Source organism: Brevibacillus borstelensis, assembly GCF_003710865.1.
GTDB classification, from domain to species: domain Bacteria; phylum Bacillota; class Bacilli; order Brevibacillales; family Brevibacillaceae; genus Brevibacillus; species Brevibacillus borstelensis.
In genome coordinates this window covers 145,336-165,720 of the sequence record NZ_RHHO01000012.1, presented here as the reverse complement: position 1 = coordinate 165,720, position 20,385 = coordinate 145,336, and the positions used below count along the sequence as shown (strand labels likewise).

Sequence of the window (20,385 nt, the reverse complement as noted above, 5' to 3'; positions counted from 1 at the left end):
AAAGGAGGTTATTGACGAACGTTAATTTAATTAAATATAATAATATTCGTATTTTATTCAAATTGATTTTTAATACACGCCATAAACCAACGATATTTTGTTATAAAAACGAATATTATCGTTCGGGATATAGATAGGAGAGAGGACATCATGAAAAAATTGCTTCTGGCTTTAACGACATTCGCTGTACTGGCAGCCGGATGCTCGACAAACAGCAGCGCCCCCGAAGACAAGGGACAAGCCCAGACAGGCGGACAAGAAACAGCGAAAAAGCGGATCGCGCTGGTGCTGCCCGAGAAAATCGGGGTTAACCCGTTCTTCCAGCAGATGGACGATGGAGCGAAGAAAGCCGCCCAGGAATTCGGGGTGGATGTCAAGACGATTGAATCCACAGACCACGGGGCTATCGAGGAAAATATCCGCGTGGCAGTGGCCGAGCAATACGATTTGATCATCACGTCTTCCTTTGAAGCCGAGGATGCGCTGAAAAAGGTAGCGACAGAAAATCCTGACCGCACCTTCGCCATCATCGATACGCAAGTTGATTTGCCCAACGTCCGCAGCGTGATGTTCCGCGAGCAAGAGGCTGCATACCTGGTCGGAGCGGCTGCCGGTTTGGCAACCAAAAGCAACAAGGTAGGGATCGTCGCAGCAATGGACATTCCGATCCTGAAAAAATGGACAGTCGGTTTTCAGGAAGGGCTCAAGGCGACCAACCCGAACGCGGAAGTGCAGATCAACTACGTCGGCAGCTTCAGCGACCCGGCAAAAGCGAAGGAGCTGGCGCTGCTGCAGGCTTCCAAAGGAGCGGACTTTATTTACGGCGCAGCGGCTGTAGGAGATCTTGGCGTGTTTGAAGCAGCCAAGGAAAAAGGCTTCTACACCTCCGGACAAGACGTTGACCGGACCAGCATCGACCCTGAGCATATCGTCCTGTCCCAGTTGAAAGGAACGGACTCCGCTGTGTATGAAACGGTGAAGGCATTTGTGGACGGCAGCTTGAAGCCGGGTGTCGTCGCCTACGGACTGAAGGAGAACGGCGTCGGCGTGACCTATGTTACGCATGACAGCCCGACTCCGTTGAACCCGTTCATTGGAGAAGAAGTCGTCAGCAAGGTAAAGGCGATCAAGGATGAGATCGTCGCGGGGACGAGAACCGTGACAGACCCGCTGAAACAATAGCGAGAGCGCTGATTCGGAAACCGGCTACATGAGCGTAGTCGGTTTCCTGCTCTACCGGGAAGACAAAAGAGGGAGGGGAAAAAGGTGGAGAACCGACTGGAAATGCGAGGCATGACCAAGCGCTACGGCGATTTTACCGCCAATGACAACGTTTCGTTTACGTTGAAAGAGGGGGAGGTCCATGCGATCGTCGGCGAGAACGGAGCGGGCAAAACCACGCTGATGCGCATGCTGTACGGTATGGAGCAGCCCACTGCCGGAGAGATCGCAGTAAATGGCAAGCCCGTCGTCTTTCGCGGCCCGGAGGATGCGATCCGCCACGGGATTGGCATGGTTCACCAGCACTTCATGCTGTTTCCCGACTTTACCGTTGCGGAAAATATCGTGATCGGCTACGAACCGCAGCGCAAAGGGCTGTTTCAGCGAAAAGAAGCGGCGAGTGCAGTCCGCTCGCTCAGTGAGCGATACCGGATACCGATCAACGAGAACGCCAAGGTATCCAGCTGCTCCGTAGGGGAGCAGCAGCGGGTAGAAATCCTGAAGGTGCTCTACCAGGGTGCAGATATTATCGTGCTGGACGAGCCGACTGCGGTGCTCACGCCGCTGGAGGTAAAGGAGCTGCTGCAGACGATCCGCCATTTGGCCGAAAGCGGCAAAAGCGTCATTTTGATTACCCACAAGCTCCAGGAGGTCATGGAGGTGGCAGACCGGGTCACTGTCCTGCGCGGGGGGCGCGTGACCGGAACCGTTTCCCGAAGCGAAACCAATGCGGACGACCTCGCCCGTATGATGGTAGGCCGCGAGCTTCAGCAGCTCAGTGACCGGGTCCGCCTGGAAGGAAAGCCGCTTTTGCGGGTGCAGGGCTTGAATGTCCGGGAAAAACAAACGCTCGTAGACGACGTGACGTTTTCCGTACACCACGGGGAGATCGTCGGGATCGCCGGGGTTTCCGGCAACGGGCAATCCGAGCTTTTGGAGGCATTGACCGGCCTGCGGGCTGTTTCGGAAGGGAAAGTCTATCTCGGAGAAAAGGATGTGACTGGCCAGTCGGTGGCAGCGATTCGCGAGGCAGGATTGGCCCACATTCCCGAAGACCGCTACCTGTGGGGGACAGCAAAGCGGGAAAGCGTCGAGGAAAACGCGCTGATGGGCTATCAGCGCAAGCCGGAGTACATGCGCCGCGGTGTCGTTTTGCGCAGCAAATTCCGCCGTGTCGTGGAAGAGTGGGTCGAGCGGTTTGCGATCAAGACAGGCTCTCTTCATTTGAAAGAGCAGGCAGGCAACCTCTCCGGGGGCAATTTGCAAAAGCTGATTGTCGCCCGCGAGCTGGGACAGAATACACCACTGTTGATCGCGGCCGAGCCTACTCGCGGCGTTGACATCGGCGCGATGGAATACATCCATCAGGCTCTGCTGGAAAAGCGGAACAATGGAGACGGCATTTTGCTCGTCTCGTCTGAATTGACAGAAATACTGGCGCTGTCCGACCGGATTTTGGTGATGTACAAAGGGAGGATCGCCGGGGAGCTGACACGCTCGGAAGCGACAGAGGAGAAAATCAGCGTATTGATGGCGGGAGGAAGCGTGTATGGCAGCAGTCAAGCAGCTATGTAAGTCATTGGTTCAGCCGCTGCTGGCAGTGATCATCGGCCTGTTGACAGGTGCGCTGGTCATTGCCGCCGTGGGCGAATCGATTATCGGTACGTATCAAGAGATGTGGAAGGGAGCCTTTGGCAGCTTCTACTTCCTGACCTCCACGCTGGCCCGGGCCACGCCGATCATGCTGATCGGACTGGGACTGTCGCTCGCTTTTCGCGCCGGGGTATTCAATCTGGGGGCCGAGGGACAGATGGTAACGGGAGCGATCAGTGCGACGTTGGTGGCCCTTTATCTGCCCGCGCCCGGCTTCGTCAAAATGGTGGCCGCTCTGGTAACGGGCGTGCTTGCCGGAGGGTTGTGGTCGCTTTTTGCCGGGTATTTGGAGGCGCGCTTTCGGATTCAATTGCTGATTTCCTCGCTGCTGCTCAATTATGTCGCCGTTTTGTTCGCAGGGTATCTCGTCAGCGAGCCGTTCCAGGACAAAACCGGGTCCGCTGCCATGGCCCAGACCCCGATGCTGGAAAAAAGCGTCTGGCTGCCAAAGCTGTTCGCCGGGATGAGCGTCCATGCAGGCTTTTTGTTTGCCTTGGCTGCTGCTCTTCTGATCTTTTTCGTCATTCGCTATACTCCGTTCGGGTACGAAGTGAAAATGCTCGGGCAAAACCCGTTCTTTTCCCGCTATGGCGGAGTGAACAGAGTTCGGGTGATGCTGACCGGCATGTTTTTCAGCGGCGGACTGGCCGGATTGGCCGGGACTGTCGAGGTATTGGGCTCGCATTATCGGTATGTGGAAGGCGCCCTGACGCTTCCGAACTTCGCCTGGACCGGGCTGATGGCGACCCTGCTGGCCAACTCTCACCCGATTGGCGTTGTGTTTACTTCCTTGCTGCTCGCGGCTCTGCAGACAGGTGCCATGGGAGTGGAGCGGAATACGGATGTGCCGCTTGAACTGGCCAGTGTGATTCAAGCTGTTTTAATTTTGTTTATATCAGCTAAATTCAGTTACGACTGGTGGAAAAATCGCAACAACAAGAGGAGGGAATCTCATGGAGCTGTTTGATTGGTCCCTCGTCAGTTCCACCATCCGCATGGTGACGCCTATTTTGCTCGCAGCCCTGGGCGGTGCGCTCTGTTCGCGCGTCGGCATTTTCAACGTCGGTCTGGAGGGGTTGATCCTGGTTGGCGCCTTTTCCGCCATCGTCGGCAATCACTTTACCGGGAGCCTGCTGCTGGCGCTGCTGTTTGCAGCTCTCGTAACCGTTCTGTTCTCGCTGCTGTTTGCCTACATGACGATCGGTCTACGGGCCAATGAGATCGTCGTCGGCGTCGCGATCAACTTTCTCGGGCTGGGGCTGACCACGTTTGCCCTGCGTGCCGTTTTTGACGTAAAGGGCGCGTTTTACGACAAGGACATGGCCGGACTGCCGCAGTGGCAAATCCCGCTAATCAAAGACATTCCAGTGCTGGGAGACATCATTTCCGGGCATTCGCCGCTCGTGTACTTCGCCTTTTTGGCCGCAGTTCTGCTGCATTTTTTCTTTACCAGGACCGTTACCGGCTTTCGCGCGCTGGCTGTCGGCATGAACGCGACTGCGGCCCGCAGCCTTGGGTTGAAAGCGACTCGCCTGCAGGTGCTGGCGATCGTCATGTGCGGCGTGCTGTGCGGGATGGCCGGAGCCCAGCTATCGCTCGGCCAGGTGACGATGTTTACGGAAGGCATGACAGCCGGACGCGGCTTTATCGCACTGGTGGCGATGATGCTGGGGCAAGCCCATCCGCTCGGCATCCTCGCGTCCAGCTTCCTGTTTGGCTTGATGGACGCGCTGAGCATTCGTCTGCAAGGCTTTTCGCTGCCGACGCAGTTTACCGCCATGCTGCCGTATGTGCTGACGATCGCGGCGATGTTCTTTTTAAAGGACAAGGGCGCTTCGTCAGCCGGCTCCAGCCAGCAAAGCACGCGATAGCTGATAATAAAGCGGAGTATGAACATTTTCATTTACGACATAAAGGGGAGAGGCTCGGATGAACAAGGCTGATCGTATCAAACGGATGAAGGTGCCGGCTGTAGACCCTGCTCTGGCAAAAAGGCTGCCGCCGGGCCAGGTGCTGACGGAGAGATTTCCGATCCTGCACGAGGGAGAGGTCCCGGTCTACGATTTGCAAACATGGACGCTTCGGGTGTTTGGAGAAGTGGAGCGGGAAGTGACGCTTGGCTACGAGGAAATCCGGGCCATGCCGCAGAGTGTACTGACGTGCGACATTCATTGCGTGACCCGGTGGTCCCGGTTTGACAACCGCTTTGAAGGAGTCCGGTTCCGCGACTTTCTAAAAGCAGCGGGCATCGTGCCGAAGAGCGATTACGTCATGCTGCACGGCGACCACGGGTATACGGCCAATTTGGCTCTGTCCGATCTGGACCGGGATGACGTTCTGCTGGCCCATTCCTTCGACGGGGAACCGCTGACGGAAAAGCACGGATGGCCGCTGCGAATGATCGTGCCTCACCTCTATTTTTGGAAAAGCGTGAAATGGCTGAGGGGCATTGAATTTACCAACGAAAACAAGCCTGGCTTTTGGGAGCAGAACGGCTTTCATCTGAACGGAGACCCGTTCCGCGAAGAGCGGTTCTCCGGCGAAGCGCTGCCGATCCCGGAAGACGAGTGGGAGAAAAAGGAGTTTGATTGAGATGCTGCCCAATCTGAAAATTGATCCGGAGCAACTGCCAAAGCGAGCGATTGTGTGCGGAGACCCGAAGCGGGCTGCCCGCATCGCCGAGCTGCTGGAAGAGAGCACTCTGATCGCGGAAAACCGCGAGTACCACAGCTACAAAGGGAAGTGGAACGGAACAGAAGTAGCGGTCGTCAGCCACGGCGTAGGCTCGCCGGGAGCGGCGGTCTGCTTTGAGGAGCTGGCCAAGGGCGGGGTGAAAACGATCATCCGCGTCGGCACCGCCGGCTCTTATCAAAAGGAGGTCGAGCCGGGCAGTCTGGTGATCAGCTCGGCAGCCGTACGCCAGGACGGACTGACCAGTCAGCTCGTTCCTCCCGGCTTTCCTGCGGTAGCCAATCGTCGTGTGGTAGACGCCCTGGTCACAGCCGCAGAAAAGCAAAATACCGGTCTTCATGTCGCCGAAGGCATCACGCTGACGCTTGATGTGTTTTACAGCGGCGTGGTGGATTTCCCGCACAAGCTCTATCAAAAGGCGGGCGTGCTAGCCGTCGAAATGGAGAACACCGCGCTGTTTGTCATCTCTTCGCTGCGCGGCATGAAGGCCGGCTCGATCCTGGCGATCGACGGGTACGCTGACGCCAACCTGCTGGAGACGTACGACCCGCACACAGACTTTACCCGGAAAGCCATCGAAGCCGAGGCCCGGATCGCGCTGGATGCGATTGTGGCGGTCGAGTAGGCAGTTAGGTAATGAAATAAAAGACCGTCGGTGCTGCAATACCGACGGCAGTACATTAGTCGTCCTCTTTTCAGGAGCGGCTCAAACCTGCGGGAAGTAGATCACCAGGTTGCCAAACTCAGGGGTGATCTACTTCTTTTTGTGGAAGGACAGTACGGCTACGATTAATAAGCCGACCACCCTTAACACCCGTGCATCCGATGTGGATGCACTTTTTTATTGACAGCTTGAAGGATCAACGGCCGTTGTTGGAAGTCACCTGGAGTGTAAATAGCGTAGTACCATCGTTTGTTCTAGCAGGAGGGCTTCATTTATATGTTTTTTATTGGTCTTAGGGGAAAATCTGAGAATCTATTCTCAGATTCACTCCAAAAAGAACGTAAAAAACAAAAGCTTGAGAGATGAAACAGAAGAAAAAAGCGAAGGCCTTTGGGACACATCCCAGGCTCCATTTCAAAAGCGGGACACGCATTTAGCGTCCAACCTCTGAGATCCCCCCTTGTATAGTCTGCTTTTGGACGCGGTCCCGCTTTTGAAATGGAGCCGGACAGTGAATCCCCCACGCAGTGTCCCACCGAGCCTGGAGCTTTTTTCTTCTGTTTCATCTCCTCCCCCAAAGCCAGACCTACCACTTTTCTTAACAGACTCCTTTCACAACATTAACCCTGCATTCACGTTCTCTTAACGAAACCCCGGTATCATTCTAACTAACAAGTGAATAGATCGTTCGGTTGGAGCCCTGGAGAAACCCCCGACATTCATTACCAAGCACTTTCACATAAAGTCTTTGGCAATTGTCTTGTCGCGGGGTTTTTTGTTTTGCAAAAGGAGGAGAACCGAGATGAACCAGGCGGAATTTTTCGAGCGGCTGACCCGGCAGAAAATGATCGCGTCAGTCAAAGAACCCAAATATCTGGAAAAAGCGGCTGAAGCCAAGGTAGGCGCGGTGGTCCTGTCTACGGGAAACATCGGTGTCATCAAGCGCTATGTCGACTTTTTCAAAAGTCACGATGTTCCGGTCTTTCTCCATCTGGAGCGGATCGGGGGAATCAGCTACGACCGGGAAGGAGTCGCGTTTGTCGCTCATTACGTCAAGCCGGACGGGATCGTGACCACGCGCAATACGCTGATCAAGCTGGCGAAAAAAGAGAAGCTTTTGACCATCCAGCGGCTTTTTCTGGTAGACAGCGACGCGCTCAAGTCCGGCCTTTTATCGGTCAAGGAAACACAGCCTGATGCCGTAGAGCTCATGCCGGCGCTGCTCCCGGAATTCATCGCGGAGTACGCGCAGGAGCTGAAGGGCACGCCGATTATAGCGGGTGGGCTGATCCGTAAACGTGAACAAATGGAGACCGCCTTGCAATACGGGGCCGCAGCCGTTTCTGTGGGCAGCTATTCACTATGGAAGGAGTGTCTTGCCGATGTATCCATGCCTGTTGTTTGATCTGGACGGTACCTTGCTGGACAGCAGAGAAGCGGTCATTGACGCGGTAGCTCACACGGCGGAACGCTTCGCCCCGGGCGTTTTTACGAGGAAAGATCTGGTGGGGCGGTTCGGAGAGTCCTTTGATGATTTTCTGGCCGCCGCAGTTGGGGAGGAGTACGACCGCAAAGCAGTGATGGACAGCTACTTCTCGTATGTCCGCGCTCACCATGCAGAGCATGTCCGGCTGTTTCCCCATGTTCGCGAAGATTTGGAACGGTTGAAACAAGCGGGCTTCCGTCTCGCTGTCGTGACGAATAAACAGCGCGAGTTTGCGGTTGCCGGGCTGGAGCTGGCGGGCTTATCCGAGCTGTTCGAGGCTGTTGTCAGCGTGGACGATGTTTCGCGTGGCAAGCCGTCCGCCGAGCCGATTGAAAAAGCGCTGTCCTTGCTGGGAATGGAGCCGGAGCAGGCGCTGATGATTGGCGACAGCCGGTATGATGTCCTGGCTGCTGTAGGGGCGGGCGTCAAATCAGTGGTGCTGGAATGGTACGGTGCGGAGGAATGGAACTACGTTTCTCCGGACTTTCGATATGCGGATTTTCGCAGCTTTGCCGAGGAAATGCTTGCTGTGAAGGCACAGGGAGGGGAATGACAGGTGGCAAAAGTGGTGTTGAAACAGGTGACGAAGGAGTTCAACGGCCAGCAAGTGGTCAAGGGCCTTGATCTGGTGATCCCGGATGGCTCCTTTACCGTACTGGTCGGGCCGTCAGGATGCGGAAAGTCGACGACGCTGCGGATGATCGCCGGCTTGGAGCAGGCGACGGGCGGAGAGATTTTGATCGGGGAACAGCCGGTCAACGATCTGCCGCCGGGAAAACGGGACGTCGCCATGGTGTTCCAAAACTACGCACTCTATCCGACGATGAGCGTCTATGACAACATCTCGTATGGTCTGCGAAACCGCGGCTATTCCAAGAAGGAATGCCAGGTGCTGGTAGAGGAAATCGCCGAGGTCGTGGGACTGGCTCCTTATTTGAAGCGGAAGCCTTCGCAGCTCTCCGGCGGCCAGCGTCAGCGGGTCGCACTGGCCAGGGCCATGGTCAAAAAACCGCAGGTCTTCCTGATGGACGAACCGCTATCCAATCTCGACGCCAAGCTGCGCAACCAGATGCGGGTAGAGCTGACAAGCCTTCACAAGCAGCTTGGCAGCACCTTCATTTACGTAACGCACGATCAGGTGGAAGCGATGACGATGGGCGACCAGATCGTCGTGATGAACGAAGGGCAGATCATGCAGGTGGCGGCGCCGATGGATCTGTATCAGGAGCCGGACAATCTGTTCGTTGCCCAGTTTATCGGCTCTCCTGCTATGAACATCGTCCCGGCGGCAGAGCGCGAGGATCAGGTCTGGGGGTTTCGCCCGGAAAAAGCGCTGCTCCGCCACGCAGGAGTCTCCTCTGTCGGTCACGCTGACGCAATGGATATGCACGGACATATCGTCTCCAGGGAGATTCTCGGATCGGACACGCTGTATCACGTCGAGACGGACAAAGGACGGGTCGTGGTCAAGACGGACACCGAATCTCTTCTGGATGCAGGATCGGCCGTACACGTAACGGTGCCGCTTTCGAGCATCTACGTGTTTGACCGCGCGACCGGGAAGCGGATAGCACGGGCAGAAAACGGTGTCAGGCAGCAAATCCTGGCAGGTGGGGTGGTCTGATGCGAAAGGCAGCGGCCGCACACGAAATGACGGCTTCCGGTCATGCTCTTGGGAGAACGGAGGCGACAAAAGCCAGGCTGAATCTGTTTGAGACGATCCGTCCTTATTTGTATGTCACACCGGCATTGGCCTTCTTCGGCGTCTTTTTCTTCTTTCCGATCGCCTATGTGATCTACCTCTCGTTTCACGACTGGTCTCTGCTGAATTTGGACGAGATCGAGTGGGTGGGACTGGCCAACTTTACTGCGCTTTTCGAGGACGCGGATTTTCGCCAGGTGCTGGGGACGACTCTCATCTATACACTTAGTACCGTTGCACTGGGAATCGGGATCGCCTTTTTCCTGGCGCTCTGGCTAAACCGCAAAGCCAAGATTTTTGGGCTCGTGCAAGCGGCGGTCTTCAGCCCGCATATCATCTCGCTGGTGTCGGTGGCGATGCTCTGGATGTGGCTGATGGACCCGCAATACGGCCTGCTCAATGCGCTGCTGGAATTTATCGGCTTGCCCGGCTACACCTGGCTGTCTGATACAAAAAGCGCCTTGCTTTCACTGATCATCGTCAGCGTCTGGAAAGGAGTCGGCTACAATACGCTCGTCTTTATCGCCGGGCTGCAAAGCATTCCCCGGGACATATACGAGGCGGCTTCCCTGGATCGTTCGCCGTGGTGGCGGACACTGACCCGCATCACGATCCCGATGCTTTCGCCCACGCTGTTCTTTTTGCTGGTGATCAATACGATCTCCTCGTTCCAGGTGTTTGATACGATCTACATCATGACGCAGGGCGGACCGGTCAACAGCACCAATATGCTCGTCTTCTACATCTACGAGCAAGGCATGGACTTTTACAACGGCGGCATCGCCTCGGCAGCCTCTGTCATCCTGCTTGGTATCGTTGGACTGCTGACGCTGCTGCACTTCCGGGTGATGGAAAAGCGTGTTCACTACCGCTAAAAAATGCAAGTGATGAACGAAGAAAAGCAGAGAAGATAGTGGAAGAGAGGAGGAGACAACATGCGACAAGCCGGTTTGACGGCGTGGAAAACGGTGGAGTGGCTGCTGCTTGCGGCTGTGGGCCTGATCTTCGTGTTTCCGTTTCTCTGGATGTTCTTGACGGCTTTCAAGACGATGCCGGAGGTATACCAATTTCCGCCGACCTGGTGGCCGGAATCGTGGCAGTTTCAAAACTTTGAAATTGCCTGGAGCTCCGGGCCATTCCTGACCTACGTCTGGAACAGCTTTCTCGTGGCAGCCGGGATTCTGGTGCTGCAGCTTTTGACAGGGGTACCGGCCGCATACGCGTTTGCCCGTTATCGCTTTCGCGGGAGAGAAGCCTTGTTCGGGCTGACGCTGATCGCGCTGATGATTCCGGCGCAGGTCATTTTCCTGCCGGTCTATGTGGAGATGAGCCACTGGGGATTGGTGAACACTTTGTGGGCGTTGATCCTTCCCTACGGGGCGAGCGCTTTCGGCATCTTCCTGCTGCGCCAGTCCTTCATGCAGGTGCCGGATGAAGTGATCGAAGCGGCGCGGCTCGACAACGCATCCGAGTGGAAAATCATGTGGACGATCATGGTGCCGATGGCAAAGCCGGTACTCGTTACCTTTGGCCTGTTCAGCTTCATTTACCACTGGAACGACTATTTCTGGCCGCTGATCATGACCAACAGCAATGAAGTCCGGACGCTTCCCATCGGGATCTCCATGCTGAAGGCGGCGGAGGGCGGCAAGCTGTGGAATGTGATTATGGCCGGAAATATGATTCTCGTCCTCCCGATTCTGGCGATCTTCTTCTTCGCCCAGCGGCACATCATCAGCGCGTTTGTCTATCAGTCCAAGTAACAAGGGACAATGAAAAGGGAACAAGGAACCTTGACCAGAAAAAACCTGCTTTGACAGAAGCTTTGCCCATTTCGGCAAAAGGGCAGGACAGCATTTCATGGAACCCTACCTATCCGGGAAACAGGGGGAAAACCCCTTACTTTAAAGGAGGCAATTGTGGTGAAAAAAGTTCGTGTATCTTTACTGGCATGCGCAATGAGCATAACGGCTATCCTGGCAGGCTGTGGCGGCGGCAATCAGCAGGCGGCCACAGAGCAGACAAGCGGGACGAGCGGTGCGGCATCCGGAGCGCAGCAGCAGACGGCAGATGCGGGCAAGCCAATCGAGATCGACTTCTGGTACGCGCTCGGCGGCCGCAACGGGGAAATGATCGAAAGCATGGTAAAACAATTCAACGAATCCCACAAGCACATTGTGGTGAAGCCGTCCTACCAGGGCAGCTACTATGAGAACCACGCCAAGGTGCTGGCCTCTGTGTCTGCCGGAAACCAGCCTGACGTGACGATGGTCGAGGTAGGCTCCATCGGGGCGTTTGCGGACGCGAAAGTGCTGCAGGAATTGACGCCTTACACGAACGGAGCCGAAGAGAAGTACATTCCCGGACTGATGGGCAACTCGTACTGGAAAGACAAGCTGTACGCGATCCCATTCAACCGTTCCACTCCGCTGCTGTACCTCAACCGCGACATGCTGAAGGCGGCCGGACTCGATCCGAACGGTCCGAAAAGCTGGGAGGAGCTGCGTGAATTCTCCAAGGCTCTGACCAAAAAAGAGGGCGACAAGACCAAAACATACGGCTTCTCCACCCCGATCGACATCTGGTTCTACGAAGCGCTGGTGTTCCAGAGCGGAGGCAACATCTTGAGTGAAGACGGCAAAAGCCTGCTGATCAATGAAGAAGCCGGAGTGGCACCACTCGAATTCTGGACGAGCATGTTGAAAGAAGGCGTGATGAAGGCGCCTCCGGGTGAAAAATACAATGCATGGGATGTGGCCAAGCAAGACTTCCTCAACCAGCAGGTGGGCATGATCTTTACCTCTACCGGGGATTTGCGCGGACTGAAGGAAGCAGCCAAATTCGACCTGGGCGCCGCGTTCCTGCCGGCCAACAAGAGCTACGGCGCTCCTACGGGCGGAGCCAATCTGGTGATGCTGGCGAAGTCCTCCGAAGAGGAGAAAAAGGCCGCTTGGGAGTTCATCGAGTGGATGACCGATACGAAGCAAACGATTCCGTGGTCGCTGGAAACCGGGTACATGCCAGTGACAAAAGAAGCAGTCGAGTCGGAAGAAATGAAAAAAGCGTACGAGAAGGAGCCGAACTTCCAGGTGGCAGTGAAGCAGTTGGAGTACGCAAAGCCGCGCCCGATGGTGCCAGGCTACAAGGAGCTGCAGGAAGTGATCATGACCGAAATCCAGCGTGCGGTATTGGGGCAGGCGTCCGTGGACGAGGCGATCGGCAAAGCGATGGAAAAAGGGCAGAAGCTGTTGAAAAAGTAACCGCAGCATTTTCGTGAAAAAGGAATTTGGCCTGGGCTGAGAGCAAGCAGCGACCGGGAAAAACGGAGGGAACATGATGAACGTCTGTATGGCACACCGCGGCTGGTCCGGAAAAGCGCCGGAAAACACGATGACAGCGATCCGCCTGGCGCTGGCAGAACCGGCAATCAAGGCGATGGAGATTGACGTGCAACTGTCCAAGGATGGCGTACCTGTACTTTGCCACGACTTTACGCTGGAGCGCACGACGAACGGAAGCGGACTCGTTCGGGACCACACCTTTGAGGAGTTGCGGACACTCGATGCGGGCAGATGGTTTGACGCGCGGTTCGCGGGTGAGAGAATCCCGTCGCTGGATGAGGTTTTGCAAGCAGTAAAGGGGCGATGCACGCTGAATATTGAATTGAAGACAGCGCCCGGCATGTACCCCGGTTTGGCGGAAAGTGTACTGGCTTTGCTGGAGAAGCATGACATGAAGCGGGACGTGTACGTGACGTCGTTTGACCATGAAGAGATCCGCCATGTCCGCCAGCTCGATGCCGAAGTGAAGACCGGCCTGATCGTCCTCGGAAATCCCGTACTGATGCTGGAGCAGCTTCGCGAAGCAGGAGTCCATATTTTGTCGATGGCCTATCCGTACCTGACGCCAGAGCTCGCTGCGGCTGCGATTGAGCAGGGCTATGAGGTAATCGCCTGGACAGTCGATGATCCCCAAACAATTCGCCATATTGTAAAGAACTATCCACGTGTGCAGATTTGTACCAACCACCCGGATCGAATGTTGGCTGTTTGCTAAGGACAGGCAAAAAGTTCAGAAGAACCTTATAAAAGGCTGCGGCTATATGGATGGACCGGAAGGGAGAGCCCCTTCCGGTTTTCATGTTTGGGGCAATCGTCTGTATGTCTGGGGGGAATGAAACAAAAGCTGCCCGGAAACGTAAATACATAGAAGGATACATCTGGAAGCTCCAAGAGGCAAAGCGAGGCCGCATCATCCCTTTCTTTGCCGTTTGGCGGTGTAATTTTGTTCGGAGGGTTTGCAATCATCTGGTAAAATGATGATGCGAATGAAAAAAGAGGCAGCATCAAGGGGAGACAAACGAATGATGGAGAGACCGGTTAGAATACTGGGGACAGGCAAATATTTGCCCAAGCGGCAAGTGACGGCAGAGCAGTTGGACCAAAAGCTGGGATTGCCGGCTGGATGGGTGGAAAAGAAATCGGGAGTGCGGGTTCGGCATTTTGTGACAGATGAAACTGCTACGCAAATGGGGGCCGCGGCAGCTACACAAGCGCTTCAGAATGCAGGCCTTACGTTTGCTGACATCGACTGTCTGGTTTGCGCCAGCGGGACGGCTCAGCAGGAAATTCCTTGTACGGCAGCGCTGCTTCAGGAGGAACTGGGGGAGTCGGACTCCGGCGTCCCGTGCTTTGATATCAATTCCACATGCCTCAGTTTTGTCACAGCGCTGGATGTGATGTCGGCTGCGATGGCTGCTGGCGTGTATAAGCGGGTTTTGATAGTCTCTACTGAAATTTCTTCAGTAGGGTTGAACTGGGAGCAAAAGGAGAGCAGTATCCTGTTTGGAGACGGGGCAGCGGCGGCTGTCATCGGACTTGCGCAGGACGGTTCTTCTTCCCGGATTCTCTGCTCCCGGATGGAGACGTACAGCAAAGGAGCGCATTACTCCGAGATTCGCGGCGGCGGGACCTTGATCCATCCAAGCGAGTACGGGAAGGGAAATGAGAGCGACTTTATGTTTGACATGGATGGACGCAAGCTGTTTCGGATGACCTCCCAGCTTCTTGAGGGCTTTATCGAGAGGTTGTTGTCCAACACGACTATTTCCCTTTCCGAAATCAAGGCGGTCGTCCCTCATCAGGCCAGCGGTATGGCGATGCGCATCATGGCACAAAAGCTGGGGCTTGCGCCGGGCCAGATGATCAATATTATTGAAAATCACGGAAATGTGATCGCTGCCTCTATTCCTATGGCATTGCACGAAGCGATCCAGGAGAAAAAAGTGGCCCGCGGGGACTTGCTGCTTCTGCTAGGAACATCAGCAGGGCTGTCCCTGGGAGGAATTTTGCTTGAATACTGAGAGGAAGACGATCCTGCTGACAGGGGGAAGAGCACCGGCTACCTTGGAGCTGGCTCGGCTGTTTGACGAGGCGGGACACTGCGTTGTGGTGGCGGAGAGCTTGCCCGCTCACCTGTGCCGGGTATCCCGAGCGGTTGCCCGTTCTTACCTCGTGCCCCCTCCCCGACAGCAGGAAAAAGAATATATCGAAGAGCTTTGCCGCATTGCAGAAAGGGAAAAAGCAGACCTGCTCGTCCCGACATGCGAGGAAGTTTTTTTCGTCGCAAAGGGCAGAGAGCGTCTCCGTCATTATGTGGAACCGTTTGTGGAAAGCCTTGAAGAACTGCGCATCTGGCATGATAAAGCAGCGTTTGTCAGGCTGGCGGAGCAAGCCGGTTTTTCCGTCCCGCAGACGAGATCGGTTATATCGGCTGCCGGGCTGCTGGAAGCTCTCCAAGATGTCGAACCGGGAAAAAGCGTCGTGTTGAAGCCTGCTTTTTCCCGGTTTTCTTCCCGTGTCCATATCTTGCGCCGCTCTTCGCCAAGAAAGGATTGGTATACAGCGAGCGAACTCCCTGCTATAAGAGAGGGAGAAACATGGCTCGTGCAGGAGTTCATCGCGGGCAGGCAGCTGTGCAGCTATGCGGTAGCCAGGGAAGGCCGCCTTGCCTTGTACGCCGATTATGCCACGACGTTCACGGCCGGGCAGGGGGCGTCTATTTCTTTCAGCTTTGCGGACCATCCCGGAGTGCGAACGTTTGTCGAAAAGATGGTCGGGCTCCGCCGTTTTACCGGGCAGATCGCCTTTGATTTTATCGAGACACGCACAGGGGAGCTGTACCCAATCGAATGCAACCCGCGCCTGACCAGCGGTATCCACCTCTTCAGGGGAAAAAGGGAGGCGGCAGAGGCGTTTTTTGGTGGTCGCGGAGCTGGCGGGGAACATGACGGAAACGACAATAACGAGGCTTTGGAAAAGCCGGAACGAGCGACTCTCCCGGTGCACGCGGAGAAACAGCCTGTAGTTGTGCCTTCCGCGAATGCATCGGCAGCGTTGTCGATGGCTATGCTCTTCTACGGACTGCCTTCCCTTCGCAGTTGGAGAGAAGGAAGGCGCTGGCTGGGGGAGTTCCTGAAGTCGCGGGATGTTGTGTTTCGCTGGAGCGACCCCCTCCCCGCCTTTGAGCAGCTGCGTTTGCTGTGGATATTGGCAGATATGAAAAGAAAGACCGGGATGAGCATGATCGAGTGCTCCACAAGCGATATTGAATGGAATGGTGACGAATGAAAAACAGACGTGTACTGGTGACGGGCGGCACCGGTTTTTTGGGACAGAAGCTGGCGCGAAGGCTTCATGAGCAGGGCGCAGAGGTAACGGTGCTGGGCCGGAACAAACGGGTGGGCGAGGCATTGCAAAAGGAAGGAATCCGCTTTGTCTGCACCGACATCACGGATCAAAAGGCCGTTCGGGACGTCTGCTACGGGAAGCAGATTGTGATCCATGCGGCGGCGTTTTCTTCACCGTGGGGAAGGTACCGCGATATGTACGCCGCCAATGTGGAAGGCACACGCCATGTGATCGAAGGCTGCCGGCAGCACAATGTAGAGCGATTGATACACGTTTCGACTCCGAGCTTGTATTTCGCTTTTGAAGACAGGCTGGGCATTAAGGAATCGGATCCGCTGCCGCAGCGCTTTGCCAATGAGTATGCCGAGACGAAGTTCCTCGCCGAGCGGGAAGTCGACAACGCCTTTGAAAATGGCCTGGCGACGATTACGATCCGCCCGAGGGCATTGTTTGGACCCGGGGACAATGCAATCCTGCCCAGACTGATCCGGGCCAACAAAAATCGGTTTGTGCCCATTATTGAGGGAGGCCGGGCCGTCATCGACCTGACGTATGTGGACAACGTGGTGGATGCGCTTCTTTTGTGCATGGATTCTTCCGAAAAAACGCTGGGAAAGGTGTACAACATCACGAATGGAGAGCCGGTCATGCTCATCGATGTCCTGAAGTCGGTCTTTGCCAAGCTGGACATGCCGCTTAATAGCAAGGAGGTCTCCTATAGGCAAGCGTACGGCATTGCGTCCGTACTGGAGCTGCTGTCCCGCACGCTGCTCGCCTACAGAGAGCCGATGCTGACTCGTTACACGGTGGGTGTCTTGGCGAAAAGTCAGACGCTGGATATTACCCGGGCCCGGGAAGAGCTGGGGTACGAGCCGCGGGTCGGCTTGCAAGAAGGAATCGAAATCTTTGCGAATTGGTGGCGACAAGAGCATGAACGTAACACTGACCCTGCTTGATACGGGCTTTTGCCGGCAGTTGGAGGCCATCTCGCTTGGCGGAGGGCGATTCCAATCGATCCGGTTTCACGCTGTGGCAGGGTGCATGCATCATCCGGACCACGGCTTGCTGTTGTTTGACACCGGGTACGCCCCTCATTTTTTTACAGCAGCCGCACGTTTTCCCTATTCTCTTTACGCCAAAGCGACTCCGGTCTTTACTGAGCGGAGCCAGTGTGTGAAGGAACAGCTGGCAAGCAAAGGGATTGGACCGGAACAGGTCACTGGCATCTTCATTTCGCATTTCCATGCGGATCATATTGCCGGCTTGCACGATTTTCCGGGGGCCCGGCTGTACTGTTTCCGTTCGGCTTATGAGGAGGTCAAGGGACTTAAAGGAATCGCCGCCGTCAGAAGGGGATTTTTGCCGGAGTTGATGCCGGAAGACTTTGAGGAGCGTGCCATTTTCATTGACGATGGTCCAAAGATACGCTTGTCCGGGGAGTACCATCCGTTTGAGGAAGCGTACGATCCGTTTGCAGACAAAAGCCTGCTGGCAATCGATTTGAGCGGACACGCCAAAGGACAGTTCGGCCTTTTCCTGCGCGACACGCAGGACCGCGACATCTTTCTTTGCGCGGATGCGGCCTGGTCCAGCGAGGCGTACCGGAAGCATCGGCCACCACATCCTGTTGCACACCTGATCAAGGCGGACGCTGCTTCCTATTTGCGGAATCTGAGGCGCCTCCATGAGCTTCACCGGAGCTGGCCGGAGCTGTACATCCTGCCTACGCATTGTCCAGAAGTACATGAGCTGAGCAAGGGGGAATTTGCATGGAGCTGATCGGTACCCTCTGGCAGTACATCAAGACCAGGCGGCTGGCCAAGCGGTTTCACACCCGCCAGGAGCTTGCCTGCTGGCAGGAGAAGCAGGTCCAGAAGCTGCTCCGCTACGTTTTGCCCCGTTCGCCTTTTTACCGCGAGCGAATCGGGAGCGATCCTTTGCACGGTTGGAAAACGATCTCTCCGATTGAAAAGCGGGAGATGATGGAGCATTTTGATCTTCTGAACACGGCTGGAATCAAGCGTGACGAAGCGCTTCGGATTGCGGAGGAGGCCGAGGAGACACGGGATTTTACCCCGAAAATCGGAGAGGTTACGGTTGGGCTATCGTCAGGAACCAGCGGCAGCCGCGGTATTTTCCTGGTCGGGCCGGATGAGCGGGTCAGATGGGCCGGTGCCATACTGGCGAAGGCATTGCCGGGGCCGCTCTGGGAGAAGCAGCGGGTCGCCTTTTTTCTGCGGGCCAACAGCAATTTGTATACATCGGTAAAACGGAAACGGCTGCAATTCGCCTTTTTCGACCTGCTTCTTTCGCTGGAAGCGCATATTGCCCATCTGCAGCAATACCAGCCGACGATACTGGTAGCGCCTCCCTCCATGCTTCGGTTGCTGGCCGTCGCCAAGCAGGAAGGCTCCCTTGATATCCGGCCAGGCAAGGTTATCTCCGTAGCGGAGGTGCTGGACCCGATCGATGAAGAGGTGATCCGCGAGGCATTCGGCGGGCCCGTCCACCAGATCTACCAATGTACGGAAGGCTTCCTGGCGGCGACCTGCTCGCATGGCACTCTGCATGTAAACGAGGACATCCTGGTAATGGAAAAGGAGTATCTGGACGAGGAAAAAACCCGGTTCCATCCGATTATTACCGACTTTTCCCGGTACACGCAGCCGATGATCCGATACCGTTTGAACGACATCTTGACGGAACGGAAGGACCCTTGTCCCTGCGGCTCCGTGTTTTTGGCTCTCGAACAGATCGAGGGACGGGCAGATGACATTTTCTATTTTCCATCTGCCAAAGGCGCTGATGGTTCTGCTGAAAGAGGCGAGGGGCTCCGCCCCTTTTTCCCTGATTTTGTCCGCCGGGCAGTGATGACTGCGTCACAGGGAATTGAGGAGTACATCGTCCGTCAAAAAAGTCCCGAGCACGTAGAAGTCTCGCTTGTCATTTCGTCGGGATATCGGCGGGAGGATGTGGAAGAGGACGTCCGTCGGAAGCTGCAGCGGGAAATAGAGAGGCAGGGGTACGCAGGGCCCGAAATCGTTTTTTCTCCTTATCAACCACCGGAGCGGGGAAGGAAGCTCCGGCGCGTGGAAAGGATGTTCCAACCTGATGAACGCTGAACGCGTCCGCCTGTATGAGAAAACGGATTTGGCAGAGCTTGCCTGGGAGAGGATGAAGGACGGAGAGTATGCCCGCGCCTATCTGGAGCCGCTGATTCTCGATTCTGTCCCGGCGTACATGTCTAATGTCCGCACGCGGATGGGGGCGCTTGTCATCGATGATCTCGTACTGCCTGTAACTGTCAATGACGAGGAGTACGACAACTCATACGTATGCTCGCCCTATACACACTACATCAGCTATGCCCGCGAGGAAATGAAGCTGGTCACGTCTTCCATGATAGCTTCTCTCGGCGGGCCGTTGTTGTCCGGGGCAGGTGCCCTGATGAAGCTTAGCCGTGTGAATCGGATTGTGTTCGTGAACAATTGGCTTCTGTCCACCAATCTGTATCACCCGTTGACGGCTGAACAGGTCCGGGAAATCACCAGCTTCCTGACCAGGAGGTTTCCGGACCACGCCGTGGCTTTTCGATCCGTAAGTCCAATCGTCTGTCCGGAGGCATGGACCGGCCTGGAGCGGAGCGGATATGTGATGGTGCCGAGTCGGTATGTGTACCTGTTTGACCCCAAACAGGCTAATGAAAAGGGCTGGCGCGTTCGCAATACGTTAAAGCGGGACCGGGATATGCTGAAGAAAAGCGGTTATCGCATCCTTCGGCACGAGGAGCTTGGGGAGGAGCATGCAGAGAGGATCGCCGCACTTTACCAAGCGCTTTACCTGGACAAATACTCCCAACTGAATCCGCAATTGACGCCGGCCTTTGTCCGACTGGCGCTGCACAGGCAGATACTGACCTTGATTGGTCTGGAAAAGGAAGGCAGATTGGACGGGATTCTCGGTTATTTTCAGCGAAACGGCATGATGACCACTCCCCTGTTCGGGTACGATACCGCTCTTCCCAAAAAACTGGGGCTGTACCGGATGCTCTCCAGCCTTTTGGTGTCGGAGGCGGAACAAAAGGGCCTCTTGCTTCATCAAAGCGCCGGAGTCGGGGCGTTCAAAGCGGATCGCGGGGCAGAGGGTACTGCGGAGTATACGGCAGTGTATATAAAGCATCTTCCTTACCGGCGACAGATGATCTGGAGAGCCTTGGCTGCGATCCTCGATCGCGCTGTCATCGGCATGGCGAAAAAGTACAAGTGGTAACGGACAAAAA

The 20,385-nt window shown here is 55.7% G+C and carries 19 protein-coding genes; all 19 read left to right on the top strand.

Going from position 1 to position 20,385, the window contains the following annotated elements; genetic code table 11:
• The first annotated feature begins 150 nt into the window (after positions 1–150).
• The 19 genes from EDM54_RS07045 (at position 151) to EDM54_RS06955 (ending at position 20,375) form a co-directional block, all read left to right on the top strand.
• Positions 151–1,182 (top strand): BMP family lipoprotein, encoded by a 1,032-nt coding sequence (locus tag EDM54_RS07045; protein ID WP_003388561.1) that lies wholly within the window; start codon positions 151–153, stop codon positions 1,180–1,182.
• Between the two features lie 84 nt (positions 1,183–1,266).
• A complete protein-coding gene (locus EDM54_RS07040) occupies positions 1,267–2,796 on the top strand; it encodes an ABC transporter ATP-binding protein (protein ID WP_122957978.1) in 1,530 nt (509 codons plus the stop codon).
• A complete protein-coding gene (locus EDM54_RS07035) occupies positions 2,771–3,841 on the top strand; it encodes an ABC transporter permease (RefSeq protein ID WP_003388559.1) in 1,071 nt (356 codons plus the stop codon). Before EDM54_RS07040 ends, EDM54_RS07035 begins: the two co-directional genes overlap by 26 nt.
• Positions 3,828–4,745, top strand: a complete 918-nt coding sequence (locus EDM54_RS07030; RefSeq protein ID WP_122957977.1) for an ABC transporter permease — start codon at positions 3,828–3,830, stop codon at positions 4,743–4,745. The genes EDM54_RS07035 and EDM54_RS07030 overlap by 14 nt, the downstream gene beginning before the upstream one ends.
• A gap of 58 nt (positions 4,746–4,803) precedes the next feature.
• Positions 4,804–5,466: a sulfite oxidase-like oxidoreductase gene (locus tag EDM54_RS07025; protein WP_122957976.1), complete on the top strand. Its 663-nt coding sequence runs from the start codon at positions 4,804–4,806 to the stop codon at positions 5,464–5,466.
• A 1-nt stretch (position 5,467) separates the two neighbouring features.
• On the top strand, positions 5,468–6,190 hold the full coding sequence (locus EDM54_RS07020) for a nucleoside phosphorylase (RefSeq protein ID WP_122957975.1): 723 nt from the start codon (positions 5,468–5,470) through the stop codon (positions 6,188–6,190).
• A gap of 841 nt (positions 6,191–7,031) precedes the next feature.
• Positions 7,032–7,634, top strand: a complete 603-nt coding sequence (locus tag EDM54_RS07015; protein ID WP_003388555.1) for a glycerol-3-phosphate responsive antiterminator — start codon at positions 7,032–7,034, stop codon at positions 7,632–7,634.
• Complete coding sequence (locus EDM54_RS07010) at positions 7,612–8,268, top strand: HAD-IA family hydrolase (protein ID WP_035979427.1); 657 nt, start codon at positions 7,612–7,614, stop codon at positions 8,266–8,268. Before EDM54_RS07015 ends, EDM54_RS07010 begins: the two co-directional genes overlap by 23 nt.
• A 3-nt stretch (positions 8,269–8,271) precedes the next feature.
• Positions 8,272–9,339 (top strand): ABC transporter ATP-binding protein, encoded by a 1,068-nt coding sequence (locus EDM54_RS07005; RefSeq protein ID WP_003388553.1) that lies wholly within the window; start codon positions 8,272–8,274, stop codon positions 9,337–9,339.
• A complete protein-coding gene (locus tag EDM54_RS07000) occupies positions 9,339–10,292 on the top strand; it encodes a carbohydrate ABC transporter permease (protein WP_031932545.1) in 954 nt (317 codons plus the stop codon). The genes EDM54_RS07005 and EDM54_RS07000 overlap by 1 nt, the downstream gene beginning before the upstream one ends.
• A 60-nt stretch (positions 10,293–10,352) precedes the next feature.
• Positions 10,353–11,180 carry a carbohydrate ABC transporter permease gene (locus tag EDM54_RS06995; protein ID WP_003388550.1) on the top strand — a complete coding sequence of 276 codons (828 nt, stop codon included), beginning with the start codon at positions 10,353–10,355 and terminating at the stop codon, positions 11,178–11,180.
• Between the two features lie 159 nt (positions 11,181–11,339).
• A complete protein-coding gene (locus tag EDM54_RS06990; RefSeq protein ID WP_003388549.1) occupies positions 11,340–12,677 on the top strand; it encodes an ABC transporter substrate-binding protein in 1,338 nt (445 codons plus the stop codon).
• Between the two features lie 76 nt (positions 12,678–12,753).
• Positions 12,754–13,473 carry a glycerophosphodiester phosphodiesterase gene (locus EDM54_RS06985; protein ID WP_003388548.1) on the top strand — a complete coding sequence of 240 codons (720 nt, stop codon included), beginning with the start codon at positions 12,754–12,756 and terminating at the stop codon, positions 13,471–13,473.
• 310 nt (positions 13,474–13,783) lie between these two features.
• A complete protein-coding gene (locus EDM54_RS06980) occupies positions 13,784–14,779 on the top strand; it encodes a beta-ketoacyl-ACP synthase III (RefSeq protein WP_122957998.1) in 996 nt (331 codons plus the stop codon).
• Positions 14,769–16,046, top strand: coding sequence for an ATP-grasp domain-containing protein (locus EDM54_RS06975; protein ID WP_003388545.1), 1,278 nt, complete (start codon positions 14,769–14,771; stop codon positions 16,044–16,046). Before EDM54_RS06980 ends, EDM54_RS06975 begins: the two co-directional genes overlap by 11 nt.
• Entirely contained in the window at positions 16,043–17,062 is a 1,020-nt protein-coding gene (locus EDM54_RS06970; RefSeq protein WP_003388544.1) for an NAD-dependent epimerase/dehydratase family protein, read from the top strand. Before EDM54_RS06975 ends, EDM54_RS06970 begins: the two co-directional genes overlap by 4 nt.
• On the top strand, positions 17,037–17,885 hold the full coding sequence (locus tag EDM54_RS06965) for an MBL fold metallo-hydrolase (RefSeq protein ID WP_122957974.1): 849 nt from the start codon (positions 17,037–17,039) through the stop codon (positions 17,883–17,885). The genes EDM54_RS06970 and EDM54_RS06965 overlap by 26 nt, the downstream gene beginning before the upstream one ends.
• Positions 17,876–19,228 carry a F390 synthetase-related protein gene (locus EDM54_RS06960; RefSeq protein WP_122957973.1) on the top strand — a complete coding sequence of 451 codons (1,353 nt, stop codon included), beginning with the start codon at positions 17,876–17,878 and terminating at the stop codon, positions 19,226–19,228. Before EDM54_RS06965 ends, EDM54_RS06960 begins: the two co-directional genes overlap by 10 nt.
• Positions 19,218–20,375 (top strand): GNAT family N-acetyltransferase, encoded by a 1,158-nt coding sequence (locus EDM54_RS06955; protein ID WP_031932548.1) that lies wholly within the window; start codon positions 19,218–19,220, stop codon positions 20,373–20,375. The genes EDM54_RS06960 and EDM54_RS06955 overlap by 11 nt, the downstream gene beginning before the upstream one ends.
• Positions 20,376–20,385 lie beyond the last annotated feature (10 nt).